The 25,877-nt window shown below is 66.9% G+C and carries 25 protein-coding genes; 24 read left to right on the top strand and 1 reads right to left on the bottom strand.

Features of this window, described 5'->3' with window-relative positions; genetic code table 11:
• The first annotated feature begins 15 nt into the window (after positions 1-15).
• From efp to OXQ95_RS18705, 22 genes are all read left to right on the top strand, one after another.
• Positions 16-579 carry an elongation factor P gene (efp, locus tag OXQ95_RS07490; RefSeq protein WP_242096936.1) on the top strand — a complete coding sequence of 188 codons (564 nt, stop codon included), beginning with the start codon at positions 16-18 and terminating at the stop codon, positions 577-579.
• Positions 580-722: 143 nt separating this feature from the next.
• The gene (locus OXQ95_RS07485) at positions 723-1,535 is read left to right on the top strand and encodes an inositol monophosphatase family protein (RefSeq protein ID WP_242096937.1); all 813 of its coding nucleotides are present in this window, start codon (positions 723-725) and stop codon (positions 1,533-1,535) included.
• A gap of 114 nt (positions 1,536-1,649) precedes the next feature.
• Positions 1,650-2,024: an NADH-quinone oxidoreductase subunit A gene (gene ndhC, locus OXQ95_RS07480; protein WP_242096938.1), complete on the top strand. Its 375-nt coding sequence runs from the start codon at positions 1,650-1,652 to the stop codon at positions 2,022-2,024.
• The gene (locus tag OXQ95_RS07475) at positions 2,015-2,563 is read left to right on the top strand and encodes an NADH-quinone oxidoreductase subunit B (protein ID WP_242096939.1); all 549 of its coding nucleotides are present in this window, start codon (positions 2,015-2,017) and stop codon (positions 2,561-2,563) included. The genes ndhC and OXQ95_RS07475 overlap by 10 nt, the downstream gene beginning before the upstream one ends.
• Positions 2,560-3,411: an NADH-quinone oxidoreductase subunit C gene (locus OXQ95_RS07470; protein WP_267381016.1), complete on the top strand. Its 852-nt coding sequence runs from the start codon at positions 2,560-2,562 to the stop codon at positions 3,409-3,411. Before OXQ95_RS07475 ends, OXQ95_RS07470 begins: the two co-directional genes overlap by 4 nt.
• 32 nt (positions 3,412-3,443) lie before the next feature.
• Positions 3,444-4,679, top strand: a complete 1,236-nt coding sequence (locus OXQ95_RS07465) for an NADH-quinone oxidoreductase subunit D (RefSeq protein WP_242097068.1) — start codon at positions 3,444-3,446, stop codon at positions 4,677-4,679.
• Complete coding sequence (locus OXQ95_RS07460) at positions 4,679-5,347, top strand: NAD(P)H-dependent oxidoreductase subunit E (RefSeq protein ID WP_267381015.1); 669 nt, start codon at positions 4,679-4,681, stop codon at positions 5,345-5,347. Before OXQ95_RS07465 ends, OXQ95_RS07460 begins: the two co-directional genes overlap by 1 nt.
• Positions 5,347-6,651 carry an NADH-quinone oxidoreductase subunit NuoF gene (nuoF, locus tag OXQ95_RS07455; protein WP_267381014.1) on the top strand — a complete coding sequence of 435 codons (1,305 nt, stop codon included), beginning with the start codon at positions 5,347-5,349 and terminating at the stop codon, positions 6,649-6,651. Before OXQ95_RS07460 ends, nuoF begins: the two co-directional genes overlap by 1 nt.
• A complete protein-coding gene (gene nuoG, locus OXQ95_RS07450; RefSeq protein ID WP_267381013.1) occupies positions 6,651-8,645 on the top strand; it encodes an NADH-quinone oxidoreductase subunit NuoG in 1,995 nt (664 codons plus the stop codon). The genes nuoF and nuoG overlap by 1 nt, the downstream gene beginning before the upstream one ends.
• Positions 8,642-9,688: an NADH-quinone oxidoreductase subunit NuoH gene (gene nuoH / locus OXQ95_RS07445; protein ID WP_242096944.1), complete on the top strand. Its 1,047-nt coding sequence runs from the start codon at positions 8,642-8,644 to the stop codon at positions 9,686-9,688. The genes nuoG and nuoH overlap by 4 nt, the downstream gene beginning before the upstream one ends.
• Positions 9,685-10,167 carry an NADH-quinone oxidoreductase subunit NuoI gene (gene nuoI / locus OXQ95_RS07440; protein WP_242096945.1) on the top strand — a complete coding sequence of 161 codons (483 nt, stop codon included), beginning with the start codon at positions 9,685-9,687 and terminating at the stop codon, positions 10,165-10,167. The genes nuoH and nuoI overlap by 4 nt, the downstream gene beginning before the upstream one ends.
• Positions 10,168-10,210: 43 nt before the next feature.
• Complete coding sequence (locus tag OXQ95_RS07435) at positions 10,211-10,822, top strand: NADH-quinone oxidoreductase subunit J (protein WP_242096946.1); 612 nt, start codon at positions 10,211-10,213, stop codon at positions 10,820-10,822.
• Positions 10,819-11,124 (top strand): NADH-quinone oxidoreductase subunit NuoK, encoded by a 306-nt coding sequence (gene nuoK, locus OXQ95_RS07430; RefSeq protein ID WP_242096947.1) that lies wholly within the window; start codon positions 10,819-10,821, stop codon positions 11,122-11,124. Before OXQ95_RS07435 ends, nuoK begins: the two co-directional genes overlap by 4 nt.
• A 5-nt stretch (positions 11,125-11,129) precedes the next feature.
• Entirely contained in the window at positions 11,130-13,268 is a 2,139-nt protein-coding gene (gene nuoL / locus OXQ95_RS07425; protein WP_267381012.1) for an NADH-quinone oxidoreductase subunit L, read from the top strand.
• On the top strand, positions 13,265-14,788 hold the full coding sequence (locus OXQ95_RS07420; RefSeq protein ID WP_267381011.1) for an NADH-quinone oxidoreductase subunit M: 1,524 nt from the start codon (positions 13,265-13,267) through the stop codon (positions 14,786-14,788). Before nuoL ends, OXQ95_RS07420 begins: the two co-directional genes overlap by 4 nt.
• Positions 14,788-16,233, top strand: a complete 1,446-nt coding sequence (nuoN, locus tag OXQ95_RS07415) for an NADH-quinone oxidoreductase subunit NuoN (RefSeq protein ID WP_267381010.1) — start codon at positions 14,788-14,790, stop codon at positions 16,231-16,233. The genes OXQ95_RS07420 and nuoN overlap by 1 nt, the downstream gene beginning before the upstream one ends.
• 2 nt (positions 16,234-16,235) lie before the next feature.
• On the top strand, positions 16,236-16,949 hold the full coding sequence (locus OXQ95_RS07410) for a biotin--[acetyl-CoA-carboxylase] ligase (RefSeq protein ID WP_267381115.1): 714 nt from the start codon (positions 16,236-16,238) through the stop codon (positions 16,947-16,949).
• Between the two features lie 73 nt (positions 16,950-17,022).
• The gene (locus tag OXQ95_RS07405) at positions 17,023-17,820 is read left to right on the top strand and encodes a type III pantothenate kinase (RefSeq protein ID WP_242096951.1); all 798 of its coding nucleotides are present in this window, start codon (positions 17,023-17,025) and stop codon (positions 17,818-17,820) included.
• 39 nt (positions 17,821-17,859) lie between these two features.
• The gene (locus OXQ95_RS07400; RefSeq protein WP_267381009.1) at positions 17,860-19,494 is read left to right on the top strand and encodes a ribonuclease J; all 1,635 of its coding nucleotides are present in this window, start codon (positions 17,860-17,862) and stop codon (positions 19,492-19,494) included.
• Positions 19,495-19,510: 16 nt separating this feature from the next.
• Positions 19,511-19,792, top strand: coding sequence for a DUF1467 family protein (locus OXQ95_RS07395; protein WP_242096953.1), 282 nt, complete (start codon positions 19,511-19,513; stop codon positions 19,790-19,792).
• A 258-nt stretch (positions 19,793-20,050) separates the two neighbouring features.
• Complete coding sequence (locus tag OXQ95_RS07390) at positions 20,051-20,314, top strand: hypothetical protein (RefSeq protein WP_242096954.1); 264 nt, start codon at positions 20,051-20,053, stop codon at positions 20,312-20,314.
• The gene (locus OXQ95_RS18705; protein ID WP_276588930.1) at positions 20,311-21,945 is read left to right on the top strand and encodes a methyl-accepting chemotaxis protein; all 1,635 of its coding nucleotides are present in this window, start codon (positions 20,311-20,313) and stop codon (positions 21,943-21,945) included. Before OXQ95_RS07390 ends, OXQ95_RS18705 begins: the two co-directional genes overlap by 4 nt.
• Here the strand turns inward: OXQ95_RS18705 and OXQ95_RS07380 are convergent.
• Positions 21,921-24,185 carry a hypothetical protein gene (locus OXQ95_RS07380; protein WP_267381008.1) on the bottom strand — a complete coding sequence of 755 codons (2,265 nt, stop codon included), beginning with the start codon at positions 24,183-24,185 and terminating at the stop codon, positions 21,921-21,923. The genes OXQ95_RS18705 and OXQ95_RS07380 overlap by 25 nt on opposite strands.
• Positions 24,186-24,297: 112 nt before the next feature.
• Here OXQ95_RS07380 and OXQ95_RS07375 point away from each other — a divergent pair, with 112 nt between their 5' ends.
• Together OXQ95_RS07375 and OXQ95_RS07370 are read left to right on the top strand one after the other, a co-directional pair.
• On the top strand, positions 24,298-24,591 hold the full coding sequence (locus OXQ95_RS07375; RefSeq protein ID WP_242096956.1) for an Hpt domain-containing protein: 294 nt from the start codon (positions 24,298-24,300) through the stop codon (positions 24,589-24,591).
• Between the two features lie 78 nt (positions 24,592-24,669).
• Positions 24,670-25,863 (top strand): hypothetical protein, encoded by a 1,194-nt coding sequence (locus OXQ95_RS07370; RefSeq protein ID WP_267381007.1) that lies wholly within the window; start codon positions 24,670-24,672, stop codon positions 25,861-25,863.
• The last annotated feature ends 14 nt before the right edge of the window (positions 25,864-25,877 follow it).

Raw genomic sequence — 25,877 nt, 5'->3', positions numbered from 1 at the left:
TCCAGCAGGTATCCCATGAAGATCAGCGGCGTGGACATCCGTCCGGGCAACATCATCGAATATGAAGGCGGCATCTGGCGCGCGGTGAAGATCCAGCACACCCAGCCCGGCAAGGGCGGCGCCTATATGCAGGTCGAGATGAAGAACCTCATCGACGGCCGCAAGAACAACGTGCGCTTCCGCTCGGCCGAGACGGTGGAGCGTGTGCGGCTCGACACCAAGGATTTCCAGTTCCTGTTCCGCGACGGCGACGCGCTGACCTTCATGGACAAGGACAATTACGAGCAGATCACGCTCGACGCGGGCATTCTAGGCGACGCCGCGGCGTTCCTGCAGGACGGTATGGATGTCGTGCTCGAACTCTATGACGACAGGCCGATTTCGGTCGAGCTGCCGAGCACGATCGAAGCCACGATCGTCGAGGCCGACGCGGTGGTGAAGGGGCAGACCGCCTCGTCCAGCTACAAGCCCGCGGTGCTCGACAACGGCGTGCGCGTGATGGTGCCGCCGCATATCGGCGCTGGCACGCGGATCGTGGTCGACGTCTACGAGCAGACGTACGTAAGGCGCGCCGACTGATCCCCAGCCGCCTACCGTGCGGCTGTTTACTCCGTTCGTGCTGAGCTTGTCGAAGCACATGCCGTCAGGCGCCACCGCGCTTGGCAGGCCGTTCGACAGGCTCAGAGCGAACGGGGATACAATGTTTTCGCCAGGAGCGATCCATGCCTTCCCATTCCGGTATCATGACCGTCATCGAGCGCGCCGCACGCAAGGCCGCGCCGAAGCTGCGCCGCGACTTCAACGAGGTCCAGCACCTGCAGGTGAGCCGCAAGGGGCCGGCGGATTTCGTGTCCATGGCCGACAAGCAAGCCGAGCAGACGATCTACGAGGAACTTTCGCACGCGCGCCCCGATTGGGGGTTCCTGATGGAGGAGCGCGGCGAGGTGGCGGGCGATCCCTCCAAACCGCGCTTCATCGTCGATCCGCTCGACGGCACGTCGAACTTCCTCCACGGGCTGCCCCATTTCGCGATCTCGATAGCGGTCGAGGAGGTGTTGCCGAATGGCAAGCGCGAGGTGACCTCGGCGCTCGTCTACCAGCCGCTGACCGACGAGAGCTTCTGGGCCGAAAAGGGGCGCGGCGCGTGGCTCACCGACCAGCGGCTGCGCGTGTCGTCGAGGCGCGAACTGCCCGATGCGCTCATCGCCACGGGCATTCCGTTTCTCGGCCATGGCGATTTCGTCCAGTGGAGCCGCATCTTCGGTGCGGTCGCTCCCGAAGTGGCGGGTATCCGCCGGTTCGGCGCCGCTGCGCTCGACCTCGCCTGGGTCGCGGCGGGGCGATATGACGGCTATTGGGAATCGGGGCTGAAGCCCTGGGATACCGCGGCGGGCGTGCTGCTCGTCAAGGAGGCCGGCGGCTTCGTTACCGATTTCCGCGGCGGCGACCGCGCGAACGAGCGCAACGAGTATCTCGCCGCGAACGACCAGATCCATTCGCGCCTTCACAAGCTGGTGGCGGGCGCGCTGCGCTGATCGGGCGGGTGTCGGGCCGGTGGTGTTGCGAGTGATTCTCACGGCCTCCAGCCTTGCCCGCACCCGGCCATTTGCCTAAAGCCGACGCATCACTTCGCACCTGCGAGAAACCCTTTGGTCGACCTGTCGCAATATCTGCCCATCCTGCTGTTCCTCGGCGTGGCGCTCGCGCTGTCGAGCGCGTTCGTGCTGCTGCCGATGCTGGTGTCGCGCCTGACCGGCTCGCATAAGCCGACCGTCGCCAAGCTGTCCGAATATGAATGCGGCTTTCCCGCGTTCGAGGATCCGCGCAGCCAGTTCGACGTGCGCTTTTATCTCGTTGCCATTCTGTTCATCGTCTTCGATCTCGAGGCGGCGTTCCTATATCCTTGGGCAGTCAGCGTTTTTTCGCTGGGTTGGACGGCCTGGATCTCGATGATGGTGTTTATTGCAGAGCTTGCGCTGGGCCTTGCCTATGCCTGGAAGAAGGGAGCCCTCGATTGGGAGTAGAGCTCACGCCCGCACCCGCCGTTCGCGGTGAGGTGTTGCCGCCGGATCAGGGCTTCTTCGACAGCCTGAACGGCGAGCTGACCGACAAGGGTTTCCTCGTCACCTCGACCGAGGAGCTGTTTCAGTGGGCGCGCACGGGCTCGCTGTGGTGGATGACGTTCGGCCTCGCCTGCTGCGCGGTCGAGATGATCCACGTCAACATGCCGCGCTACGACCTCGAGCGTTTCGGCGCGGCGCCGCGCGCTTCGCCGCGCCAGTCGGACGTGATGATCGTGGCGGGCACGCTGTGCAACAAGATGGCGCCGGCGCTCCGCAAGGTCTACGACCAGATGTCGGAGCCCAAATACGTCGTCTCGATGGGCAGCTGCGCCAATGGCGGCGGCTATTATCATTACAGCTATAGCGTCGTTCGCGGTTGCGACCGGATCGTGCCGGTGGACATCTACGTCCCCGGCTGCCCGCCCACCGCCGAGGCTTTGCTATACGGTATCATGCAGCTTCAGCGGAAGATCCGCCGCAGCGGGAGCATCGAGCGATGAGGGCGCCGGCACCCGCCTGGGCCGCGGACCTGAACGGCGCGACGATCGAGGCCGCACGCGGCGCGATCGGCGCGGCTTTGCTCGACGCGGTTGAGCATGTCGGCGAGGTCGCGCTTCATGTGCGCCGCGACGCGCTGGTCGCGGCGATGATGGCGCTACGGGATACGCCGGGCCTCGAATATCAGCAGTTGATGGAAATCGCGGGCGTCGATTACCCCGATCGCGGCGCCGAGCGGTTCGAAGTGGTCTATTGCCTGCTCTCGCTCACGCGCAACCATCGTCTTCGCGTGCATGTCGCGGCGGACGACGAGAACCCGGTGCCGTCGGTGACGGGGCTGTGGCCGGTCGCCGGCTGGCTCGAGCGCGAGGTCTATGATCTCTACGGCGTGTTGTTCGCGGGCAACGCGGATCTGCGCCGGATCCTGACCGATTATGGTTTTCGGGGCCATCCGCTGCGCAAGGACTTCCCGATGACGGGCTATGTCGAGCTGCGATATTCCGAGGAGGAAAAGCGCGTCGTGTACGAGCCCGTGCAGCTCGCGCAGGATTTCCGCACCTTCGACTTCATGAGCCCATGGGAAGGCGCCGAATATGCGCTGCCCGGCGACGAGAAGGCGGCGCTGCCGGAGGCCAAGGGTGCGCCGACGCCGCTCTCGGCCGATGCGGTCGGCAAGGCCGATGCCGCGCAGAGCGCGACCAAGGCGCCTGCTGCGCCGAGCGAGGGCTATGCCAAAAAGGACGTGGGCGGCTCGGATCAGACCGGTGCCGGCCAGGCGGGTGCCGATGCGGCGCCCAAGCCGGTCGATCCCGACGTGACGCCCACCAAGGGCGCAGGACAGAACCAGTGAGCGATACCATCACCACCGACGCGAGCGGCGGCATCGGCACCTATGTCGATCAGGTGCTCCACGAGACCGATGCGGCCGATCCGACGACCGGCGACGTAACGATCCAGAACTACACGATCAATTTCGGCCCGCAGCATCCCGCCGCGCACGGCGTGCTGCGGCTGGTGATGGAGCTGGACGGCGAGATCGTCGAGCGCGTCGATCCGCATGTCGGCTTGCTCCACCGCGGCACCGAGAAGCTGATCGAGTACAAGACCTACACGCAGGCGCTGCCCTATTTCGATCGGCTCGATTATTGTTCGCCGCTCTGCATGGAGCATAGCTACGTGCTGGCGGTCGAGAAGCTGCTCGATCTGGAGGTGCCGCTGCGCGCGCAATATCTGCGCGTGTTCTTCGCCGAGCTGACGCGCATTTCCAACCATATGCTCAATCTGGGCTCGCACGTCATGGACGTCGGCGCGATGACGCCGAACCTGTGGCTGTTCGAGATCCGCGAAGACTGCATGAATTTCTTCGAACGCGCCTCTGGCGCGCGCATGCACGCCAATTATTTCCGGGTCGGCGGCGTGCACCAGGACGTGCCGCTGAAGCTGCTGACCGACATTGCCGACTGGCTCGACACGCGGCTGCCGCGCCTGTTCGAGGATGCGCTGAGCCTCGTGGTCGACAATCGCATCTTCAAGCAGCGCAACGTCGACATCGCGACGGTCAGCCGCGACGATGCGATCGCCTGGGGCTTTTCGGGCCCGATGATCCGCGCGGCGGGCATTCCCTGGGATCTGCGCAAGTCGCAGCCCTATGACGTGTACGACCGGATGGAGTTCGACGTGCCGGTCGGCACGCGCGGCGATTGCTACGACCGGTTCATGGTGCGCGTGGAAGAGGTCCGCCAGTCGGCGCGGATCATGAAACAGTGCCTCGCCGAGATGCCCGAAGGTCCGATCATGACGCTCGACCGCAAGGTCGGCCCGCCCAAGCGTGGCGACATGAAGCGGTCGATGGAAGCGCTGATCCACCATTTCAAGCTCTACACCGAGGGTTATCACGTCCCCGCGGGCGACGTATATGTCGCGACGGAAAGCCCCAAGGGCGAGTTCGGCGTGTATCTGGTCGCCGACGGGTCGAACAAACCCTATCGCTGCAAGATCCGCCCGACCGCGTTCAGCCACCTCCAGGCGGCCGACTTCATGATGAAGGGCCATATGCTCGCGGACACCACCGCGGTGCTGGGCGCGATGGACATCGTTTTTGGTGAATGTGACCGCTGATGGCTGAAGCACCCAAGATCCCCGACGAAGCCGAGATGCGCGCGCGCTGGGGCGGCTTTGCCTGGACCGACGCCAACCAGGCCAAGGCAAACGAGATCCTCGGCCGCTATCCCAAGGGACGCGAGCAATCCGCCGCGCTGCCGCTGCTCGATCTGGCGCAGCGCCAGGTGGGGGCGGAGACGCAGACGCAGGGATGGTTGCCCGTGCCGGTGATCGAGTTCGTCGCGCGCCAGATCGGCGTGCCCTATATGCGCGTGTACGAGGTTGTCACCTTCTACACGATGTTCAACCTGGCGCCGGTCGGCCGCTATCATGTTCAGGTGTGTGGCACGACGCCGTGCATGCTGGCGGGTAGCGACGACGTGCTGGCGGCGTGCAAGAATCGCGGACTGGTCAAGGGCGGCACCACCCCCGACGGCCTGTTCACGCTGACGGAGGTGGAATGCCTCGGCACTTGTGCGAACGCGCCGATGGTCCAGATCAACGACGATAATTACGAGGATCTGGATTATGATCGCACCTTGGCGGTGCTCGATGCGCTGACCAAGGGCGAGCACCCCAAGCCCGGCTCGACGATCGGCCGCCAGACGAGCTGCCCCGAAGGCGGCCCGACCTCGCTGAAGGCGATGGTCGATGCGAACCACGATTATCGGGGGGAGTGGGCCTGATGCTAGCCGACAAGGACCGCATCTTCACCAATCTCTACGGCTTTCAGTCCTGGAAGCTGGACGCGGCGCGTGTGCGTGGCGATTGGGATGATACCAAGGCGCTGATGGCCAAGGGCCAGGATGCGATCATCGACGTCATCAAGGCGTCGGGCCTGCGCGGCCGCGGCGGGGCGGGCTTCCCGACGGGCACGAAATGGTCGTTCATGCCCAAGGAGCCAAAGCCCGATCGGCCGAACTTCCTCGTCATCAACGCCGACGAGAGCGAGCCGGGCAGTTGCAAGGATCGCGAGATCATGCGCCACGATCCGCACAAGCTGATCGAGGGTGCGCTGATCGCCGGCTACGCGATGCGTGCGCGGGCGGCGTATATCTATATCCGCGGCGAGTATATCCGCGAGGCCGAAGTGCTCTTCGCCGCGGTCGCCGAGGCGTATGACGCGGGGCTGATCGGCAAGAACGCGTGCGGCTCTGGCTATGATTTCGACGTGTTCGTCCATCGCGGCGCGGGCGCCTATATCTGCGGCGAAGAGACCGCGATGCTCGAAAGCCTGGAGGGCAAGAAGGGCCAGCCGCGCCTCAAGCCGCCATTCCCGGCGGGGGCAGGGCTCTATGGCTGCCCGACGACGGTCAACAACGTCGAATCCATCGCGGTCGCGCCGACCATCCTGCGCCGCGGTGCGGATTGGTTCGCCAGCTTCGGCGCGGAGAACAACAAGGGCACCAAGCTCTTCCAGATCAGCGGCCATGTGAACACGCCCTGCGTCGTCGAAGAGGCGATGGGCATCACCTTCCGCGAGCTGATCGAGACGCATTGCGGCGGCATCCGGGGCGGGTGGGACAATCTGCTGGCGGTGATCCCGGGCGGATCGTCGGTGCCGCTGGTGCCGGCCGCCGAGATCATGGATTGCCCGATGGATTTCGACGGGCTGAAGAAGGTGGGATCGGGCCTGGGCACCGCGGCGGTGATCGTGATGGACAAATCCACCGACATCGTCCGCGCGATCAGCCGCATCAGCTATTTCTACAAGCATGAGAGCTGCGGCCAGTGCACGCCGTGCCGCGAGGGCACCGGCTGGATGTGGCGCGTGATGGAGCGGATGCGCACCGGGGATGCCGACCTGTCCGAGATCGACATGCTCCAGCAGGTGACCAAGCAGGTCGAGGGCCATTCGATCTGCGCGCTGGGCGATGCCGCCGCGTGGCCGATCCAGGGCCTCATCAAGCATTTCCGCCCCGAGATGGAACGCCGCATCACCGCGAACCGCGGCGGCGACCTGTCGCCGATGATGGAAGCCGCCGAATAATGCCAACAGTCAAAGTCGATGGCGTCGAGATCGAGGTGCCGCAGGGTGCCACCGTGCTGCAGGCCTGCGAGCTTGCCGGCAAGGAGATTCCGCGTTTCTGCTATCACGAGCGCCTCAGCATCGCCGGCAATTGCCGGATGTGCCTGGTCGAGGTGAAGCCCGGGCCGCCCAAGCCGCAGGCGTCGTGCGCGCTGCCGGCGGCGGACAAGCAGGAGATCTTCACCAATTCGCCGATGGTGAAGAACGCCCGCGAGGGCATCATGGAATTCCTGCTCATCAACCATCCGCTCGATTGCCCGATCTGCGATCAGGGCGGCGAATGCGATCTGCAGGACCAGTCGATTGCCTATGGCCGCGGCCATTCGCGCTATGACGAGAACAAGCGCGCGGTTACCGAGAAATATATGGGGCCGATCGTCAAGACGGTCATGACCCGCTGCATCCAATGCACGCGCTGCATCCGCTTCGCCGAAGAGGTGTCGGGCGTCGAGGAGATCGGCGCGATCTACCGCGGCGAGGACATGCAGATCACCTCCTATCTCGAAAACGCGGTGAAGAGCGAACTCTCCGGCAACGTGGTCGATCTGTGCCCGGTGGGCGCGCTGACCTCCAAGCCTTATGCGTTCGAGGCACGGCCCTGGGAACTGCGCAAGACGCTCACGATCGACGTGATGGATGCGGTCGGCACCAACATCCGGCTCGACAGCCGTGGCCGGCAGGTGCTTCGCTGCGTTCCGCGGATCAACGAGGACGTGAACGAGGAGTGGGCGACCGACAAGACGCGCCATGCGATCGACGGGCTGGTCCGCCGCCGGCTCGATCGCCCCTATGTCCGCGTGAACGGCAAGCTTCAGCCGGCGAGCTGGGACGAGGCGTTCGCCGCGATCGTCGCGGTGAATGCGGGCAGCAGCGTCGCCGCGATCGCGGGCGACCTGGTCGATTGCGAGACGATGTATGCCGCCAAGGCGCTCCTCGCCAAGCTCGGCTCGACGCTGCTCGAGGGGCGGCAGACGGGGATGGCGTACGATACGTCGAGCCTGGCCGCGGTGAACTTCAACACCACGATCGCGGGCACCGAGGATGCGGACGCGATCCTGCTCGTCGGCACCAATCTGCGCTGGGAAGCGCCGCTGGTGAACACGCGCGTGCGCAAGGCAATCAAGAAGGGCGCGAAGGTCTTTGCGATCGGGCCGGAAACCGACCTGACCTATAAGGTCGAATGGCTGGGCGACGATCTGGCGCTGCTGGGCGCGCTGCCCGATGCGGTGACCAAGGCGTTCGAAGGTGCGACCAAGCCGATGGTGATCGTCGGCGGTGCGGCCATGAAGGGCGGCCACGGTGCCGCGCTCGCGCTGGTGGAAACGCTGGGGTTGATAAAGGACGGGTGGAACGGCTTCAACGTCGTCCATATGGCGGCGTCGCGGATGGGCGGGCTGATGCTCGGCTATGCGCAGAAGGGCGGCATCGCCGACGTCATGGGGGCGAAGCTCGGCTTCTTCCTCGGCGCCGACGAGGTCGATTACACACAATTCGCCGGCTTCAAGGTCTACATCGGCCACCACGGCGACAAGGGCGCAGCCGCGGCCGACGTCGTGCTGCCGGGCGTCACCTATGCCGAGAAATCGGGTACCTGGGTGAATCTGGAGGGCCGCGTCCAGCGTGGCGAGCGCGCGGTGTTCGCACCGGGCGACGCCCGCGAGGACTGGACGATTTTGCGTGCGCTATCCGAGGCGATGGGCGCGACGCTGTCGTTCGACAGCCTGGCGGGGCTTCGCGAGGCGATGTACGCCGCGGTGCCCGCGCTGCGCGATCAGGCGCTCGTTCGGTTCGACTGGCAGGTGCCGGCGAACGACACCAAGGGCGAGGGCACGCTGGCGGGTTATCCGATCAAGGACTTCTATCTGACCAACGCGATCTGCCGCGCATCGCCGACGATGCAGCGCTGCTCGGCCGAACTGCTCCACGGCGAAGACTTCGCGGAGGCGGCGGAATGACCGAGTGGATCCAGGGCGGGCTCGGCTTCGGCTTCGGATGGTTCGTCGCGCACCTCATCTACATCCTCGTCATCGCGCTGCCGCTGATGCTGTCGGTGGCGATGATTATCTATGCCGACCGCAAGATCTGGGCGGCGATGGCGCTACGCCGCGGACCCAATGTGGTCGGGCCGTTCGGCCTGCTGCAAAGCTTCGCGGACGGGCTGAAGGTGTTCCTCCAGGAAACCATCATCCCCTCGGCGGCGAACCGCACCCTGTTCCTGCTCGCACCGATCATCACCTTCACGGTCGCGCTGATCGTGTGGGCGGTGGTGCCGTTCCAGGCCGGGGTGGTGCTGGCGGACATCAATGTTGGCCTGCTCTACGTGCTGGCGACCTCGTCGCTCGGCGTCTACGGCATCATCCTGGCGGGCTGGGCGTCGAACTCGAAATATCCCTTCTACTCCGCGCTTCGCGCCGCGGCGCAGATGGTGAGCTATGAGGTGGCGATCGGCTTCATCCTCATCTCGATCGTGCTGTGGTCGGGCACGTTCAACCTGTCGGGCATCGTGCTGGCGCAGAAGGGACTCTATGGCTGGGCGAACGGCTTCGCCGCCAACCCGCTGCTCTTCCCGATGGCGGTGATGTTCCTGATTTCGAGCCTGGCCGAGACTCAGCGCGCGCCGTTCGATCTGGCCGAGGCCGAGAGCGAGCTCGTCGCGGGCTACCAGACCGAATACAGCTCGATGAGCTTCGCGCTCTACTGGCTCGGCGAATATGCCAACGTGATCCTGATGTGCGTGCTCAATGCCACGCTCTTCTGGGGCGGATGGCTGCCGCCGCTCGACTGGGCGCCGCTCTATTACGTGCCCGGCATCGTGTGGCTGCTGCTCAAGATGCTCGGCTTCTTCTTCGTGTTCAGCTGGATCAAGGCAACCGTGCCGCGGTATCGCTACGATCAGCTGATGCGGCTGGGCTGGAAGGTCTTTCTTCCCGTCTCGCTGTTCTGGGTTTTCCTCGTCTCGGGCGTGCTGATGGCGATGCGCGTAGGGTTCGGATCATGATCGCGCGATATATCAAGGCGTTCACCCTCTGGGAGTTCGTGAAGGCGCATGCGCTGACGTTGCGCTACTTCTTCAAGGCGAAGGCGACGATCAACTATCCGTTCGAGCGCAACCCGGTGTCGCCGCGGTTCCGTGGCGAACATGCGCTGCGCCGCTATCCCAACGGCGAGGAACGCTGCATCGCGTGCAAGCTGTGCGAAGCGGTGTGCCCGGCGCAGGCGATCACGATCGAGGCCGAGCCGCGCGACGACGGTTCGCGGCGCACGACGCGTTATGACATCGACATGACCAAGTGCATCTTCTGCGGCCTGTGCGCCGAGGCCTGCCCGGTCGACGCGGTGGTCGAGGGGCCGAACTACGAATATTCGACCGAGACGCGCGAGGAGCTGATCTACGACAAGGCCAAGCTGCTCGATAATGGCGACCGTTGGGAAAGCGCGATCGCGGCGAACCTTGCCGCCGATGCGCCGTACCGGTAATGGCCGCGTCGTTCGAATCATGGGCAGTCGGGGGGCCTGAAGCGTGATCCAGGCATTCGCCTTCTATCTGTTCGCCTTCGTCGTCGTGGTGAGTGCCACGATGACCATCGCCTCGCGCAATCCGGTCCATTCGGTGATGTGGCTGATCCTGGCGTTCTTCAACGCCGCGGGGCTCATGGTGCTGGTGGGTGCCGAGTTCATCGCGATGCTGCTCGTCATCGTCTATGTCGGTGCGGTCGCGGTGCTGTTCCTGTTCGTGGTGATGATGCTCGACATCGACGTGGCGACGGTGCGCGGTGGCGTGGCGCGCTATTTCGGCATCGGCCTCGCCATCGCGGTGGCGCTCGCCGCCGAAGTGTTCATCGCGGTGGGCGCGTGGAGCACCGGCCCGATCCAGCTCGCGCGCCGCGCGGCGCCGATCGATGCCGCCGTGCCCAACATCCAGGCGATCGGCAATTTGCTCTACACGCGCTATCTGTTCGTGTTCGAAGGTGCGGGGCTCGTGCTGCTCGTCGCGATGATCGGCGCGATCGTGCTGACCCACCGCCAGCGCGGCGGCGTGAAGGCGCAGAACATCAGCCGCCAGGTCGCGCGCCGTCCGCAGGATGCCACGCGCAACATGAAGCCCGTCGTGGGCCAAGGAATGGATTTGTGATCGGGCTCGTCCACTATCTGGTCGTCGCGGCGATCCTGTTCACGCTCGGCGTGCTCGGCATCTTCCTCAACCGGAAGAACCTGATCGTCATCCTGATGGCGATCGAGTTGATCCTGCTCGCGGTGAACCTGAACCTCGTCGCCTTCTCGGCCTATCTGCACGATCTGGTCGGGCAAGTGTTCGCGATGTTCGTGCTGACCGTCGCGGCGGGCGAGGCCGCGATCGGCCTGGCGATCCTGGTGATCTATTTCCGTGGCCGCGGCACGATCGCGGTCGACGACGTCAACCGGATGAAGGGGTAACTCGGTTGATCGAGCTCATCGTTTTCCTGCCGCTGCTCGCGGCCGCCATCGCCGGGTTCGGCAACAAGGCGCTGGGGTTCACGCCGACCAAGTTGGTGACGACGGGCGCGTTGTTCGTCTCGTGCGCGCTCTCCTGGCCGGTGTTCATCGGTTATCTGTCGGGCCATAGCGCCGCGACCGTGGTGCCGGTGCTGGAATGGATCCACTCGGGCGACATGGACGTATCGTGGTCGCTGCGCGTCGACGCGCTCACCGCGGTGATGCTCGTCGTCATCACCAGCGTGTCCGCGCTCGTCCACCTCTATAGCTGGGGCTATATGAGCGAGGACCCGGACCAGCCGCGCTTCTTCGCCTATCTGTCGCTCTTCACCTTCGCGATGCTGATGCTCGTCACCGCGAACAACCTCGTCCAGATGTTCTTCGGCTGGGAGGGCGTGGGGCTCGCCTCCTATCTGCTGATCGGTTTCTGGTTCCGCAAACCCTCCGCCAATGCCGCCGCGATCAAGGCGTTCGTCGTTAACCGCGTGGGCGATCTGGGCTTCATGCTGGGCATCTTCGGCACGTTCCTGGTATTCGGCACGGTGTCGATCCCGGCGATCCTGGCCGCGGCGCCTCACATGGCCGGTTCGACGATCGGCTTTCTCTGGTTCCGCGCGGATACGATGACCGTGCTCTGCCTGCTGCTGTTCGTCGGCGCGATGGGCAAGTCGGCGCAGCTCGGCCTTCACACCTGGCTGCCCGACGCGATGGAGGGGCCGACGCCGGTCTCCGCGCTGATCCATGCCGCTACGATGGTGACGGCCGGCGTGTTCATGGTGTGCCGCCTGTCGCCGATGTTCGAGACGTCGCCCGTGGCGCTCGGCGTGGTGACCACGATCGGCGCGGCGACGTGCCTGTTCGCGGCGACCTGCGGCCTGGTGCAGACGGACATCAAGCGCGTGATCGCCTATTCGACCTGTTCGCAGCTCGGCTATATGTTCTTCGCCGCCGGCGTTGGTGCCTATGGCGCGGCAATGTTCCACCTGTTCACGCACGCCTTCTTCAAGGCCTTGCTGTTCCTCGGCGCGGGTTCGGTGATCCACGCGATGCATCACGAGCAGGACATGCGCTATTATGGCGGCCTGCGTAAGCAGATCCCGGTGACGTTCTGGGGCATGATGGCGGGCACGCTCGCGATCACCGGCGTCGGCATCCCCGGCATCTTCGGCCTGCCGCAGATCGGCTTTGCCGGCTTCCATTCGAAGGACGCGATCATCGAGGCGAGCTGGGCGGCGGGGCAGCCGGGCGTGTGGTTCGTCGGCGTGCTGGTGGCGCTCCTCACCAGCTTCTATTCGTGGCGCGTGATGTTCCTGACCTTCTGGGGCAAGCCGCGCTGGGCCGCATCCGAGCATATCCAGCATGCGCTGCACGACGCGCATGGTCATGGGCATGATGCGCACGGCCACGACGCGCACGGCCACGACGCGCACGGCCATCATCCGGACGAGGCACATGGCAATCCGGCGCAGGTGGAGGACTCGGGCGATCATCCGTCGGAACATGGTCCGTCGCAGCATGACCTGCCCGCCGGCACCGGCGGCTATCATCCGCACGAGAGCCCATTGCCGATGCTCGTGCCGCTGATCCTGCTGTCGATCGGTGCGGTTGCGGCGGGCTTCGTCTTCCACGGCTATTTCATCGAGCCGACCGCCGGCGAGGATTACTGGAAGGGCGCGATCGCGTTCCGCGAGCATCTGATGCATGCGATGCACGGTGTGCCCGTGCCGGTGAAGCTTTCGGCTACCGCCGCCATGCTGCTGGGGCTGTTCACCGCCTGGTATGCCTATATACGCGCACCGGATTTCCCGGCGCAGGTGACCGGGCAGTTCGGCATCCTCTACCGTTTCCTCCTCCACAAATGGTATTTCGACGAGCTGTACCATCTGATATTCGTGCGCCCCGCGTTCGCGATCGGACGGCTGCTCTGGCACCGCGGCGACGAGAAGACGATCGACCGGTTCGGGCCCAACGGCTCGGCCTGGGTCGTGCAGATCGGCTCGCGTGTCGCCGGCCGCTTCCAGACGGGATATGTCTACACCTATGCCTTCGTCATGCTGATCGGGCTGACCGCCGCGGTCACTTGGGCGATCGGATCCTTCCGATGACCGGTTTCCCGATCCTCTCCGTGATGCTGGCGATCCCCATGATCGCCGCCATCGTCTGCCTCTTCCTGTCTGCGGAAGGCGCGCGGCGGCTCGCACTTGCGGCCACGCTGGTCGACTTCGTGCTCGGCATCGTGATGTGGGCGCATTACGACATCGGCGGTGCGCAGTGGCAGTTCGTCGAACATGCCGATCTGTTCGGCAGCTTCGCCTGGGCGCTGGGCATCGACGGCTTTGCGCTGATGCTCATCATGCTCAGCGTGTTCCTGATGCCGATCTGCATCGGCGCGAGCTGGCGTTCGGTTACGAACCGCGTTCCTGAATATATGGCCGCGTTCCTGTTCACCGAGGTGCTGATGATCGGCACCTTCGCGGCGCAGGACCTGTTCCTGTTCTACGTGTTCTTCGAGGCCGGGCTGATCCCGATGTACCTCATCATCGGCATCTGGGGCGGCGCGAACCGGATTTACGCGAGCTACAAATTCTTCCTCTACACGCTGCTCGGTTCGGTCGTGATGTTCATCGCCATGCTCTACATGGCGATCGACGCAGGCACGACGAGCATCCCGCTGCTGCAGGCGCACGACTTCCCCGCGCATGTGCAGACCTGGTTGTGGCTCGCCTTCTTCGCGTCGTTCGCGGTGAAGATGCCGATGTGGCCGGTGCACACCTGGCTGCCCGACGCGCACGTGCAGGCGCCGACCGCGGGTTCGGTAATCCTGGCGGGCGTGCTGCTGAAGCTCGGCGGCTATGGCTTTCTGCGCTTTTCGCTGCCGATGTTCCCAGAAGCCTCGGGCCAGCTCACCTGGCTGATCTTCGGCCTGTCGGCGATCGCGGTGATCTACACGAGCCTCGTCGCGCTGGTGCAGAACGACATGAAGAAGCTGATCGCCTATAGCTCGGTCGCGCATATGGCGATCGTGACTATCGGGCTATTCGCGTTCAACCGGCAGGGGCTCGAAGGCGCGATGCTGATGATGCTCAGCCACGGCCTCGTCTCGGGTGCGCTCTTCCTGTGCGTCGGCGTGATCTACGATCGGCTGCACACGCGCGAGATCGCACGCTATGGCGGCCTCAGCATCAACATGCCGCGCTACGCGCTGTTCTTCCTGTTCTTCACGATGGCATCGATCGGGCTGCCGGGGACGAGCGGTTTCGTCGCCGAATTCCTGTCGCTGATGGGCACCTATCAGATCTCGACCTGGATCGCGCTGCTGTGCACGACAAGCATCATCCTGGGTGCCGCCTATATGCTGTTCCTCTACCGTCGCGTCGCGTTCGGCGAGATCCGCTCGGACGAGGTGCGCGGCATGGCCGATCTCTCGAGCCGCGAGCTGTGGCTGCTGGCACCGATCGCGGCGGTCGTGCTGTGGATGGGCGTCTATCCCGAAAGTTTTCTCAGCCCGATGCGCAAGGATATCGGCGTGCTGCTCGCGCGGGTCGACCGCGCGACGCCGCCGAGCGACTCCCGGCCGACATCCGGCCATCCCACCACGCCTGACGCGCATGCGGAGGCGCACTGATGGATTACGCCGCAAATCTGGCGATGACGCTGCCCGAACTCGTGCTGGCGCTCGGGGCGATCGCGCTGATGCTCGTGTCCGCCTGGGGCGGGCAGGGCTCGACCCGCGTGGTTTCGATCGCCTCGGTCTTCGTGCTGGCAGGAGCGGGGATCGCGCTGGTGGGGCCGGCATCGTCCGGCGCCTCGGCGTTCGGCGGCCTCTACCGTGCCGATGCGTTCGCCGCCTTCGCCAAGGTGCTGATCTATATCGCGTCGGGGGTGGCGATCATGATGGCGCCCGATTTCTTCCGCCGCACTGCGGGTGACGATCTGAAGCCCGAATATCCGGTGCTGATCCTGTTGTCCGCGGCGGGCATGGGAATGATGGTGTCGGCGGGCGACATGCTGACGCTCTATGTCGGGCTCGAACTCCAAAGTCTGGCGGCCTATGTGCTCGCGAGCTTCATGCGGCAGGACCAGCGTTCGGCGGAGGCGGGGCTCAAATATTTCGTGCTCGGCGCGCTGGCGAGCGGGATTCTGCTCTATGGGATCAGCCTCGTCTACGGTTTTGCCGGTACGACGCTCTTCAGCGGCATCGCGCAGGCCTATGCGGGCTCGCGGTCGCTCGGCCTGTTGTTCGGGCTGGTCTTCGTGTTCGCGGGCATCGCGTTCAAGATCTCGGCAGTGCCGTTCCACATGTGGACGCCCGACGTGTACGAGGGCGCGCCGACGCCGGTCACCGCCTTCTTCGCTTCCGCGCCCAAGGTCGCGGCAATGGGCCTCGCGGTGCGCGTTGCGGTCGGGGCGATGGGGCCCGCGGCCGACCAGTGGCGCCAGATCGTGATCTTCGCCGCGCTGGCCTCGATCGTGCTCGGCGCGGTGGCGGCGATCGGGCAGACCAACATCAAGCGGCTGCTCGCCTATTCGTCGATCAACAATGTCGGCTTTGCGCTCGTCGGCCTGGCGGCGGGCACGCCCGAGGGTGCGGCGTCGGTGCTGATGTACCTGACGATCTATGTCGCGATGACGCTCGGTTCGTTCCTGATCGTCCTCCAGATGCGCGCGCCCGACGGCACGCCGGTGGAAGACATCGCGGCGCTCTCCGGCCTGTCGCGGACGCGGCCGGGGCTCGCGGCGGCGCTGGCGATCTTCATGTTCAGCCTGGCCGGCATCCCGCCGCTGTTCGGCTTCTACGCCAAGTTCGCGGTGTTCCACGCCGCGGTCGCCGCCGGGCTGTTTCCGCTGGCGGTGGTGGGCATCGCGGCCTCGGTGATCGGCGCCTATTATTATCTGCGCGTGGTGAAGACGATGTATTTCGACGAGCCGGGCGCCGACTTCGCGCGGCTCGACAACCGGGTCGAGGGCGGGCTGATCGCGCTGGCGGCGCTGTTCAACTCGCCGATCGGCTATCTGGCGATACCTTTCCTGGGGGCGTGGAGCATGACAGCGGCACGCGCACTGTTCTGAGTATCGTCCGCACGGTCGCGGATACCGGATCGACCAACGCCGACCTGCGCGACCTGGCCGCGTCCGGCGCCGAGGACGGGCTGTGGCTGCGCGCCGAGCGGCAAAGCGCGGGACGCGGACGGCTCGGGCGGGATTGGGCGTCGCCGGCGGGCAATCTCTATGCGAGCCATCTGGTGCGGCTGCGACCCACCGATCCGCCCGCACCGACGCTGGCGCTGGTGGCCGCGGTGGCGCTCGAGGAGGCGGTGGACATCGTCGCGCGATCGCAGGGCCGGACGGTCGCGGCACGGCTCAAATGGCCCAACGATTTGTTGATCGACGCCGTCAAGGTTTCGGGCATCCTGCTGGAACGGGCCGGGGACTCTGTCGTGATTGGGATCGGCGTCAACCTGGCGCACCACCCCGATCTGCCCGATCGGCCGACCACCAGCCTGGCCGCACATGGCGTGGATGTTACGCCGGCCAAGCTATTGGAATCGCTTGCGGAGACGATGGGCCGCTGGATCGCGGCATGGCGCGCGGAGGGGCTCGCCCCGGTGCGCAGCCGCTGGCTCGAGCGCGCGCACCCGATCGGCACCGCGCTTGGCGTGAACCTGCCCGATGGCGATGCGGTAACCGGCGCGTTCGACGGGCTCGACGCGAGCGGTGCGCTGCTACTCCGCCTTTCGGATGGTGGACGGCGCATCGTCCACGCCGCCGACGTGTTTCTGGCATGAGCGCGGCGCCGGCCGACCGGACGCGGTGGCGCGGCGCTCGAGCCGACCCGCACGAACCGAAGGATTGACGCCGATGCTGCTCGCGATCGATGCCGGCAACACCAATGTCGTGTTCGCGCTCGTGGACACGGGGCTCGTCAAGGCGCGCTGGCGGATCGCCACCGATCCGCGGCGCACCGCGGACGAATATGCCGTGTGGCTCAGCCAGTTGCTGACGCTCGCCGGCTATGATCGCGGCGTGGTCGACGGCGTCATCATTGCCACCGTCGTGCCGCGCGCACTCCACAATCTGGAGGTGTTGGCGACCAAATATTTCGGCCGCGCGGCGCTGATCGCAGGGCGGGGTGCGGTCGAATGGGGCATCGCGATCGATGTCGACGAGCCTGCATCGCTCGGCGCCGACCGCGCGGTGAACACGATCGCGGCGCATGCGCTCCATGCGGGCGACCTGATCGTGATCGATTTCGGCACCGCAACGACGTTCGATCTGGTCGACTATTCAGGCGCCTACAAGGGCGGGATCATCGCGCCGGGCATCAACCTGTCGCTCGATGCGCTTGTCACGGCGGCCGCCAAATTGCCGCGGATCGCGATCGAAGCGCCCGAAGAGACCAGCGTGATCGGCCGTAACACGGCGTCGCAGATGCACATCGGCATCTATTGGGGCTATGTCGCGATGATCGAGGGGCTGGTACACCGCATGAAATCCGAAGTGGGCCGGCCGGTGAAAGTGATCGCAACCGGCGGATTGGCCACGCTTTTCGAAAAACAGACCGACGTGTTCGACGCGATCGAGCCCGATCTGACCATACAGGGGCTGGCGATGCTGTGGGATCGCGCCCATATCGAGACGGCAGCGCTCGCGCCGTGATGGCCCGCGGGCGCAACATCATTTCCTAGAAAGCAAAGAATGACTCCCAAGAACGAACTTCTCTTCTGTGCGCTCGGCGGTTCGGGCGAAATCGGCATGAACGTCAACCTCTATGGCACCGAAGGCAAATGGGTGATGGTCGATCTCGGCATCACCTTCGCCGATCCGGGCTATCCCGGCATCGACGTGATCCTGCCCGATCTGCAATTCATCGAGGAACGGCTGGATGATCTGGTCGGCATCGTGCTGACCCACGGCCATGAGGATCATATCGGCGCGCTGCCCTATCTGGCCGAGGATCTGGGCGTCCCGCTCTATGCCACGCCCTTCACCGCGGGGCTGATCCGCGGAAAGCTGGAGGAGGAGGGCATCGCCAACCGCGTGAAGCTGCGCGTGATCGAGCCCGGCACCGACTTCAAGGTGGGGCCGTTCGGTTTTCAGTTCGTGCCGATGTCGCATTCGATCCCCGAGGCCAATGCCCTGCTGATCGATACGCCGCACGGCCGCGTGTTCCACACCGGCGACTGGAAGATCGACGCCGCGCCGGTGATCGGCAACCCCGCCACCGCCGCGCAGCTCGCCGCGATCGGCGACGAGGGCATCGACGCGCTGGTGTGCGATTCGACCAACATCTTCAACGCCGACGCCTCGGGATCCGAGAGCAGCGTGCGCAAGGGGCTGGCGGAATCGGTCGCCAAGGCCAAGGGGCGCGTGCTCGTCACCTCGTTCGCATCGAACGCGGCGCGGCTGGTAACGCTGGGCGAGGTCGCCAAGGAGACGGGACGCAAGCTGTGCGTCACCGGCCGTTCGCTCGATCGGATCCTGAAGGTTGGCCGCGCCTGCGGCTATTTCAAGGATTTCCCCGAGACGGTCGATCCCGAGACGGCGATGCGGCTGCCGCGCAACAAGGTGCTGATCGTGGCGACGGGCGGGCAGGGTGAGCCGCGCGCCGCGCTCGCGCGCGTGGCCGACGGCAGCCACACCATCACGCTCGAACAGGGCGACACGGTGATCTTCTCCTCCAAGCAGATCCCCGGCAACGAAGTGGCTATCGGCCGCATCCAGAACACGCTGGCCGGCCGGGGCGTGTTCCTCGTCACCGAGCGCCAGGCGCACGTCCATGTCTCGGGCCATCCGGGCCGCCCCGAACTCGCGCAGATGTACGATTGGATCCGGCCCGACGTGCTGGTGCCCGTGCATGGCGAGATGCGGCACCTGATGGAGCATGCGCGCTTCGGCAACACCGAGGGCGTGCCGCAGAGCTTCGTGCAGACCAATGGCGACGTGATCCGGCTGGCACCGGGCCCGGCCAAGAAGATCGGCACGGCGGCGATCGGCCGGCTGGTGCTCGACGGCGACGTGATCCTGCCCGCCGACGGCAATTCGATCAACGAGCGTCGCCGGATCGCGATCAACGGCCAGATCTCGGTCGCGCTGGCGACCCGGGGCGGCCAGTTGATCGGCGATCCCGAGGTGCGCGTGCAGGGCGTGCCGGTCGAGGAGGATCGCGCGGCATTTCTGGTCGAGGCGGTCGATGCGGTGCGCGCCACGCAGCGCGGCGGCCCGCGCGACACCGAAAAGATGCGCGAGGCGATCCGGCTGGCGGTGCGCAAGGTCGCGGTGCGCTGGACGGGGAAGAAGCCGATCGTCGACGTCCTGATGATCCAGGCCTGAGGCGGGGCGGGCGGCAATGCGCTGGACGTCGGCGGTCGCGATCTACGTCCTGTTCTGGGCGTTTTCGGTGTTCCTCGTCCTGCCGTTCGGCGTCCGTACGACGGACGAGGTGGGCGGCGAACACATCCCCGGTCAGGCGGAGAGCGCGCCCCATGAGTTCGACATGAGGCGATTGGCGAAGCGCGTGACGTTGGTGGCGACGATCCTGTTCGTGCTGTTCCAGGTGAACTATCACTTCGAATGGATCACGCCGCTGTCGTTCGATTTCTTCGGGGCGCAGCGGGCGCTCGCCCGGTGACGGAAATGCCCGTCGCAGTTTAGAGCGGAGTGATATGAGCTTGATCGGATCACGAAATCCGTTCGTGCTGAGCTTGTCGAAGCACGCTTTCTGCGCGCGCCTTTGCATTCTGAACAGGCCCTTCGACTAGCTCGGGGCGGGCGGAATAAAGTAACGCCATCAAACTCTAGCGGATTGATTTACGCGGATTTTACCTGTGACGGGCATGAAGGGCGGATGCGATGCTCCCTTCCGGTCCTGTTTGCCCTTCAGGGGGCGGTGACGATCAGCGGTCTGTTCGCGCTGGCCGTCCAGCCGGCGCCCGATGCGGCGCTGCTGGCGGTGCCTCTGTCCGACGCTGCGGCGGACGGGATCGTCCGCATCGCGACGCACCATGGCGCGCAATTGATCGGCACCGGGCCTTTGGCCGGCTGGATCGTGCTGCGCGGAGGCGATGACGGGTTGCGCGGCGCGCTCCGCAGGATCGGCGTATTGCTGGTCGCGGCGCCGCCGGCCGGTTGCGGAACGGGAACGCCGGCATGATCGCGCTTGCCCCCGCTTTGTCCCATCCGGCCCTCGCAGATCTCACCGGGGTCGATCCCGTGATGGTCGATCGGCGCGCCCCGATCGCACCGATCGATCAACTGCGGCAGCGCGGGGTGGCGGGGATCGCGGTCGCGGGGTGGGCCACGCTCCTGGTGCTCGTCCTGACGAGCATGGCGCTCGGGCACGACTCGGCAGGCGGCGTCGCGCTGGTCGGATGCGCGCTCAATCTCGTGCCGAGCTGGGTCGCGCTGCGCGGCCGGTACGATGCCGAGGCCCGCGCGATCGTGGGAACGCTGGCCGCCTCGATGCCCGCGCTGCTCGTCTATGTGCTGCAGGGCCAGGCGTGGCAGATGGACGGGCACATGTATTTCTTCGTCGCGCTCGCCGCGCTGACGGTGCTGTGCGACTGGAAGCCGATCGCCATCGCCTCGACGCTGATCGCGGTCCATCATCTGCTGCTGGAATGGCTGGTGCCGAGCTGGGTGTTCGCCGGATCGGGCAATTTCGCACGCGTGCTGTTTCATGCGCTCGCGGTGATCCTCCAGTGCGGGATCCTGGGGTGCGTGACGCTTTGGCTAGAACGCCTGCTGAACGGCCAGGGGGCCGCAGTCGTGGCGAGCCGGGTGTCGGCGGCCGAGGCCGATGCCGAGCGGTTGATCGCGCGCGATGCGCTGCGTCAGGCGCGCGACGCGGAAGCGATGGCGCTGTCCGAGCGCAGCCGGTCCGACACGATCGAGGCCGACGCCAATCTGCGGCGCCGCGCCGAGGTCGAGGAGGTCGCCGCCCAGTTCGAGGCAAGCGTAGCGGGCGTGGTGGTGGCCATGGAGGCCGCCGCCGCGCAGCTCGAGGGGTCGGCGATCCATCTGAACGAGCTTGCGGGCGATGCCGGCCAACAGGCGAGCGCCGCGGCGGTCGGCGCGGCGGCGGCTACGGCCGACATCCGCCAGGTCGCGGCATCGATCGCCGATCTCGGCCAATCGGTCGGGACGATCGCGATCGCGGCCGAGCGGCAGGACACGCTCACGCGCACCGCGCATGATTGTGGCCTCGGTGGCGGCGAGACGATCGCGCTGCTGCGCGAACAGGCGGAGCGGATCGGGACGTTTCTCGAGGAAATCCGGCGCATTGCCAGCAAGACCAACCTGCTCGCCCTGAACGCCACGATCGAGGCGGCACGCGCCGGCGAAGCGGGGCGCGGTTTTGCGGTGGTCGCCAACGAGGTGAAGTCGCTGGCCGGCGACGCCGCACGCGCGAGCGGGCAGATCGGAATGCTGCTGGAGACGATCCGCACCGGCGTCGGATCGTCGACCGCGGCGATGAAGACGGTGACCGGCGTCGTGGCCGAGGTGGCGCAGGCGGCGGGCGGGATCGCGCTCGCGACGATCGACCAGCGCGGCTATGTCGAGGCGATCGGCGAAAGCGCCGCGCGGGCGACCGCCAGCGCGGACCATATCGAGCAGCGCGTCGGCGGGGTGGCCGCCGTCGTCACCACCGCGAACCTGTTATCGGCCGAGGTGCGGCGAAGCGCATCGGCGCTGTCGGCCAATGCGCGCGATCTCCGCTCGTCCACCGACCGCTTCGTGGATGCGCTGCGCGACGAGGCCTATCGCAGCCGTTCGATCGCCTGAGCCAGCGCCACGTACAATTTGCCCATATCGGACGAAAGCAGGGTAACGCCCAGCGGAGAGCCGTCGCGCTGCGCCAGCACGCCGCGCAGCATCGATTCGAAATCGTGGATGTAGCGGTTCACCGACTCGCGAAAGCCCGCATCGTCGTCGTAGAAGCGCGCGATGTCGCGCGCGTCGCCCGCGTCGAGGATCCGCACCGCACGCCGGGTGAACACCCCGCGGTCGCCCTTGAGATAGGCGGCCCAGGCGCTGTCGGACACCTCGATCGACAGGTTCTTGGTGATGTCGATCGAGGCGGAGTTGAGCGATTCGATCAGCAGCGAGGCGCGCCGCGCGAACGTATCGCGATCCGCCTCCTCGCGTTCGATCCGCGCATCCTCGACGCGCGTTTCGAGGATCGCGCTGTGATCGGCGATCGTCTGCACCTCGGCGGCGAGCCGCGCGGTCGCGCGCGTCGCCGCATCGACCGCGGCGTTCGTCGCATCGCCGATCGCGCGGACCTGACGCTCGACGGTGTCGCCGGTGACTCGGCGCATCGCCTGCGCGGCGGCGCCCTCCAACGCGGCGGCGGCCTCCGGGATCACGTCGGCGAGCGTCTCGCGCGCCTTGTCCGCCGCCGCCGACGCGGTGTCGCGGACGCGGAGCAGGGCGTCGATCAGCTTGGGCGCGGCCTCCTCCGCGAAGCGTTCGGTGCGCTCGATCGTCTCGTCCACCATATGGCCGATCGCGTCGGCCTTGCTGCGCCCGGTGGTCAGCGTCGTCAGCAGCGTGGCGGACAGGTGATCGAGCGTGCGGCGCTGCTCGCCGATCACGCCGGCGATTGCCTCGATCGCGTCGTGCGTGCTTTCCGCCGCCGTCACCAGCGCGAGCAGTTCGGGCCGCGCCTGCACCACGATCGCGCGGCTGGCGCCCACGCGCTGGTCGAGCCGGGCGAGTGCGTCGGGCAGCGTCTCGTCGATCTCGCGCGCCGCGGCGTCGAGCGCGATGAGCAAGGTTTCGGTCGTGCCGATCGTCCGCGTCGCCATCGTGTCGCCGGCGCGCAGCGCTTCGGTCATCGCCTCCGCCGATCCGCCGAGCGCGCTGATCGAGGCCGCGAGCATCTGCGACCGGTCGATTCCCTGATGGTGGAGCGAATCGATCTGGCGTTCGACGCGCGCGATCCCGCCTTCGAGGTCGCCGACCATCGCGTCGCCGGCCACGCGCTGCGACTCCAGCCGCTCGCCGATCCGCTCGATCACCGCCTCGGCGGCAGTCATCCGCGCCGCGAGCGCCTCGGCGCCGTCGCGCATCGCATGGTCGAGCGTCGCCTGATTGGCGCCCAGCATCGCGAGCATCGCATCGCCCTGAACGGCGATGCCGTGGCGCGCCTGGTCCACCGCATCGGCGGTGCGGTCCATCAGCGCGTCGACGGCGCTCGCCATGTCGCCGGTGACCGCCTCGAGCCGCGCGCCGGCCGTCTCGCTCGTCGCCTCCATGCGGACGATGTGCGCGGCCAGTCGCTGTGCCGCGCCGCCCGCCAGCGCCTCGGCCTCGCGCCCGCGTTCGGCGAGTGCCACGAGCTGTGCGTCGAGCGCGGCGGCATGTTCGCCCGCCGACAGCGCCGCCTGGTCGAGCGCGATGGTGACCGCTTCGATCTCGCCCTGCGCGCGCGGCAGCGAGGCGAGCAGCACGCCCAGACTGGCCTGCGCGTCGGTCGCGGCCGCCGTCAGCCGCGCGGTATGCGCATCGGCCTCGGCGATCTCCTGCCCCAGCGCGCGGCCGATCGTGGCGAAGCGATCCTGCGCGGCCTCGCCCGTTGCCATCAATTGCGTGATCTGTTCGGCCAGCGCGCGGCGGTTGCTATCGAGCGCGCGTGCGATCCCGGCCGCGCTCCGCTCCAGGCTTTCCGCTTCGGCACGCATGCCGCGGGCGGTCGCACTGAAACGCCGCGCCTCGGCCCGGCTCGTGCGCTGCGCCAGCAGCCAGAGAATGCCGATAAGCGCCGGAACGACCGCCAGCGCGGCCAGGAATTCGGTCAGCGCCACCGCATCGAGCGCCGCCAGCCGGCCGCGGCTGAGCCAGACCATCGCGGCGACCCAGCCGAGCGCGAGCGATGCCGCGGCCAGCGGCGCGATCCACCGGGGCGGGGGCACGGATTCGGGTTCGTCGTACACCGGTTCGGCATAGGGCTCGTTCGCCAGATCGAGGACGGGATCGAACCGCGCGTCGGACATCGACGGCTCGCCCAGTTCGGCACGCATGTCCACGATCGTACGAACCCCCTGATAGCCCCGGCGGCGTTTACCATGAATTTCCGGGGCGGGGAACGCCTGCGCAACCATGCCTTAAGGCTGTCCGGTGCAGGATGCGGCGATGGCCTATGATCCCGGAGCAATCGATGCCGCGCTGGCGGCCGCGGTGGGCGATGCGCCCGCGCTGATCGCTGAGCTGCGCCTGGCGTTTCGTGACAGCGCCGAACTCGCGCTCGCGGCGATGGCGCACGCGGAATCGGGCGATGCGTGGCGCGTTGCCGCCTTTCGGCTGAAGGGGCTCGCCGCGAGCTTCGGCGCGGTGCGGCTGATGGCGCTGGCCGGTGAAGCGGCGGCAGCGCCGGTGCACGACCGTGCGGTGCTCGCGAAATTGAAACGGGCGGTGGCGCGGCTGTAACCGCCGATCACGCGGGATCACGCGGCAGGGCGCATCGGACTCTATGCACCGCGGGCCGAAATGCTTAACAGCCGCTCCATGATTGCCGGCCTGCTGTTCGCGACCCACGATGCCGAAGATCGGCCCGCCACCCTTACCGCCACGCTGCCGTTCGGCGGCGTGACGTTGATCGAATATCAGGCGCGGCTGCTGATCGCGGCGGGGGCCGCGCAGATCGTCGTCGTCGTGTCGCGGCTCACCCCCGAATTGCTGGGCGCGATCAGCCGGATCGGTCGGCGCGGCGTCGCGGTCGATCCGGTGCGGTCGGCGGCGGAAGCGGCGGAGCGGCTCCATCCGCTGGCGCGCGTGCTGATGCTCGCCGACGGGCTCGTCACCAGCCAGGCCGCGGTGGCGTTGCTGGCAGGCGACGGGCTGGCGGCCGAAGGCGGCGATGCGTTGCTCGTGGTGGACGAAGACGACGCCGCGCACGGCTATGAGCGCGTCGGCGGCGGTCTTGCCTGGGCGGGCGCGGCGCGGCTGGATGCGGCGCGCATCGGCGAGGTCGCGGCGCTACCGCGCGACTATGATTTCCAGGCGACGCTGATCCGCGTGGCGGCGCAGACCCCGGCGCAGGTCATCGCGCTGCCGCGATCGGTGATGCGCGCCGGGCACGGCATCGAACAGGGCGCGCTGGGGCTCGATCGGCGGGGCCGTGCGGCGTTGACGGCGACGGTGTCCGATCGGCGCGGCTGGTTCGACCGCTATGTCGCGGCGCCCGCGATGCGGCTCGCGCTGCCGCCGCTGGTCGCGCGGCGGATCGGCGGCGCGGTGTTGGGCGTGACCGCCGGCGCGATCGGTGTAGTGAGCCTCGGCGCGATTGGCCTGGGGTTTGTCGCGACCGGTCTGCTGCTGGCACTGGTCGGCAGTATCGGCCTCGCGCTCGGCGCGACCATCGGCGACCTGCGCGACGAGGCGAGCGCACCGGCGATGCGGATCGCCGCGGGGGTGTTGCCGGCACTCGCGGCTTTGCTGCTCGGCTTCCATCAGAGCGCCGTCAGCGGCGACGGCGCGGCGCGCGTGATCGCGCTGGCGCTGGTGATCGCGGGTGCGCTGGCGGAGCGCGCGATCCGGCCGGCGCGCCGCTGGCTCGCCTGGGGCAGCCCCGGCGGCTATCTGCTGATCGTGGCGCTCGCCGCGCTTCTCGGGTTGCCCCGCGTCGGGCTCGCGCTGGCCGCGCTCTACGCGGCGGCGACGCTGGCGGGAGCGATCGAGGATTTGCGCACAAAGGCTTAGTGTCGTTTTAACGA

Origin of the sequence: Sphingomonas sp. GC_Shp_6 (assembly GCF_026540835.1) — a bacterium.
Taxonomy (GTDB): Bacteria; Pseudomonadota; Alphaproteobacteria; order Sphingomonadales; family Sphingomonadaceae; genus Sphingomonas.
Note: the sequence above shows the minus strand (reverse complement) of the source record. Positions and strands in the feature narration are given on the sequence as shown.

Bases quoted from the DNA above. Each gene is read 5' to 3' on its own strand.
- efp (WP_242096936.1), top strand. From the start codon at position 16: ATGAAGATCAGCGGCGTGGACATCCGTCCGGGCAACATCATCGAATAT.
- OXQ95_RS07485 (WP_242096937.1), top strand. From the start codon at position 723: ATGCCTTCCCATTCCGGTATCATGACCGTCATCGAGCGCGCCGCACGC.
- OXQ95_RS07470 (WP_267381016.1), top strand. From the start codon at position 2,560: ATGAGGGCGCCGGCACCCGCCTGGGCCGCGGACCTGAACGGCGCGACG.
- OXQ95_RS07460 (WP_267381015.1), top strand. From the start codon at position 4,679: ATGGCTGAAGCACCCAAGATCCCCGACGAAGCCGAGATGCGCGCGCGC.
- nuoF (WP_267381014.1), top strand. From the start codon at position 5,347: ATGCTAGCCGACAAGGACCGCATCTTCACCAATCTCTACGGCTTTCAG.
- nuoG (WP_267381013.1), top strand. From the start codon at position 6,651: ATGCCAACAGTCAAAGTCGATGGCGTCGAGATCGAGGTGCCGCAGGGT.
- nuoH (WP_242096944.1), top strand. From the start codon at position 8,642: ATGACCGAGTGGATCCAGGGCGGGCTCGGCTTCGGCTTCGGATGGTTC.
- nuoI (WP_242096945.1), top strand. From the start codon at position 9,685: ATGATCGCGCGATATATCAAGGCGTTCACCCTCTGGGAGTTCGTGAAG.
- OXQ95_RS07420 (WP_267381011.1), top strand. From the start codon at position 13,265: ATGACCGGTTTCCCGATCCTCTCCGTGATGCTGGCGATCCCCATGATC.
- nuoN (WP_267381010.1), top strand. From the start codon at position 14,788: ATGGATTACGCCGCAAATCTGGCGATGACGCTGCCCGAACTCGTGCTG.
- OXQ95_RS07405 (WP_242096951.1), top strand. From the start codon at position 17,023: ATGCTGCTCGCGATCGATGCCGGCAACACCAATGTCGTGTTCGCGCTC.
- OXQ95_RS07400 (WP_267381009.1), top strand. From the start codon at position 17,860: ATGACTCCCAAGAACGAACTTCTCTTCTGTGCGCTCGGCGGTTCGGGC.
- OXQ95_RS07395 (WP_242096953.1), top strand. From the start codon at position 19,511: ATGCGCTGGACGTCGGCGGTCGCGATCTACGTCCTGTTCTGGGCGTTT.
- OXQ95_RS18705 (WP_276588930.1), top strand. From the start codon at position 20,311: ATGATCGCGCTTGCCCCCGCTTTGTCCCATCCGGCCCTCGCAGATCTC.
- OXQ95_RS07380 (WP_267381008.1), bottom strand. From the start codon at position 24,185: ATGCGTGCCGAACTGGGCGAGCCGTCGATGTCCGACGCGCGGTTCGAT.
- OXQ95_RS07375 (WP_242096956.1), top strand. From the start codon at position 24,298: ATGGCCTATGATCCCGGAGCAATCGATGCCGCGCTGGCGGCCGCGGTG.
- OXQ95_RS07370 (WP_267381007.1), top strand. From the start codon at position 24,670: ATGATTGCCGGCCTGCTGTTCGCGACCCACGATGCCGAAGATCGGCCC.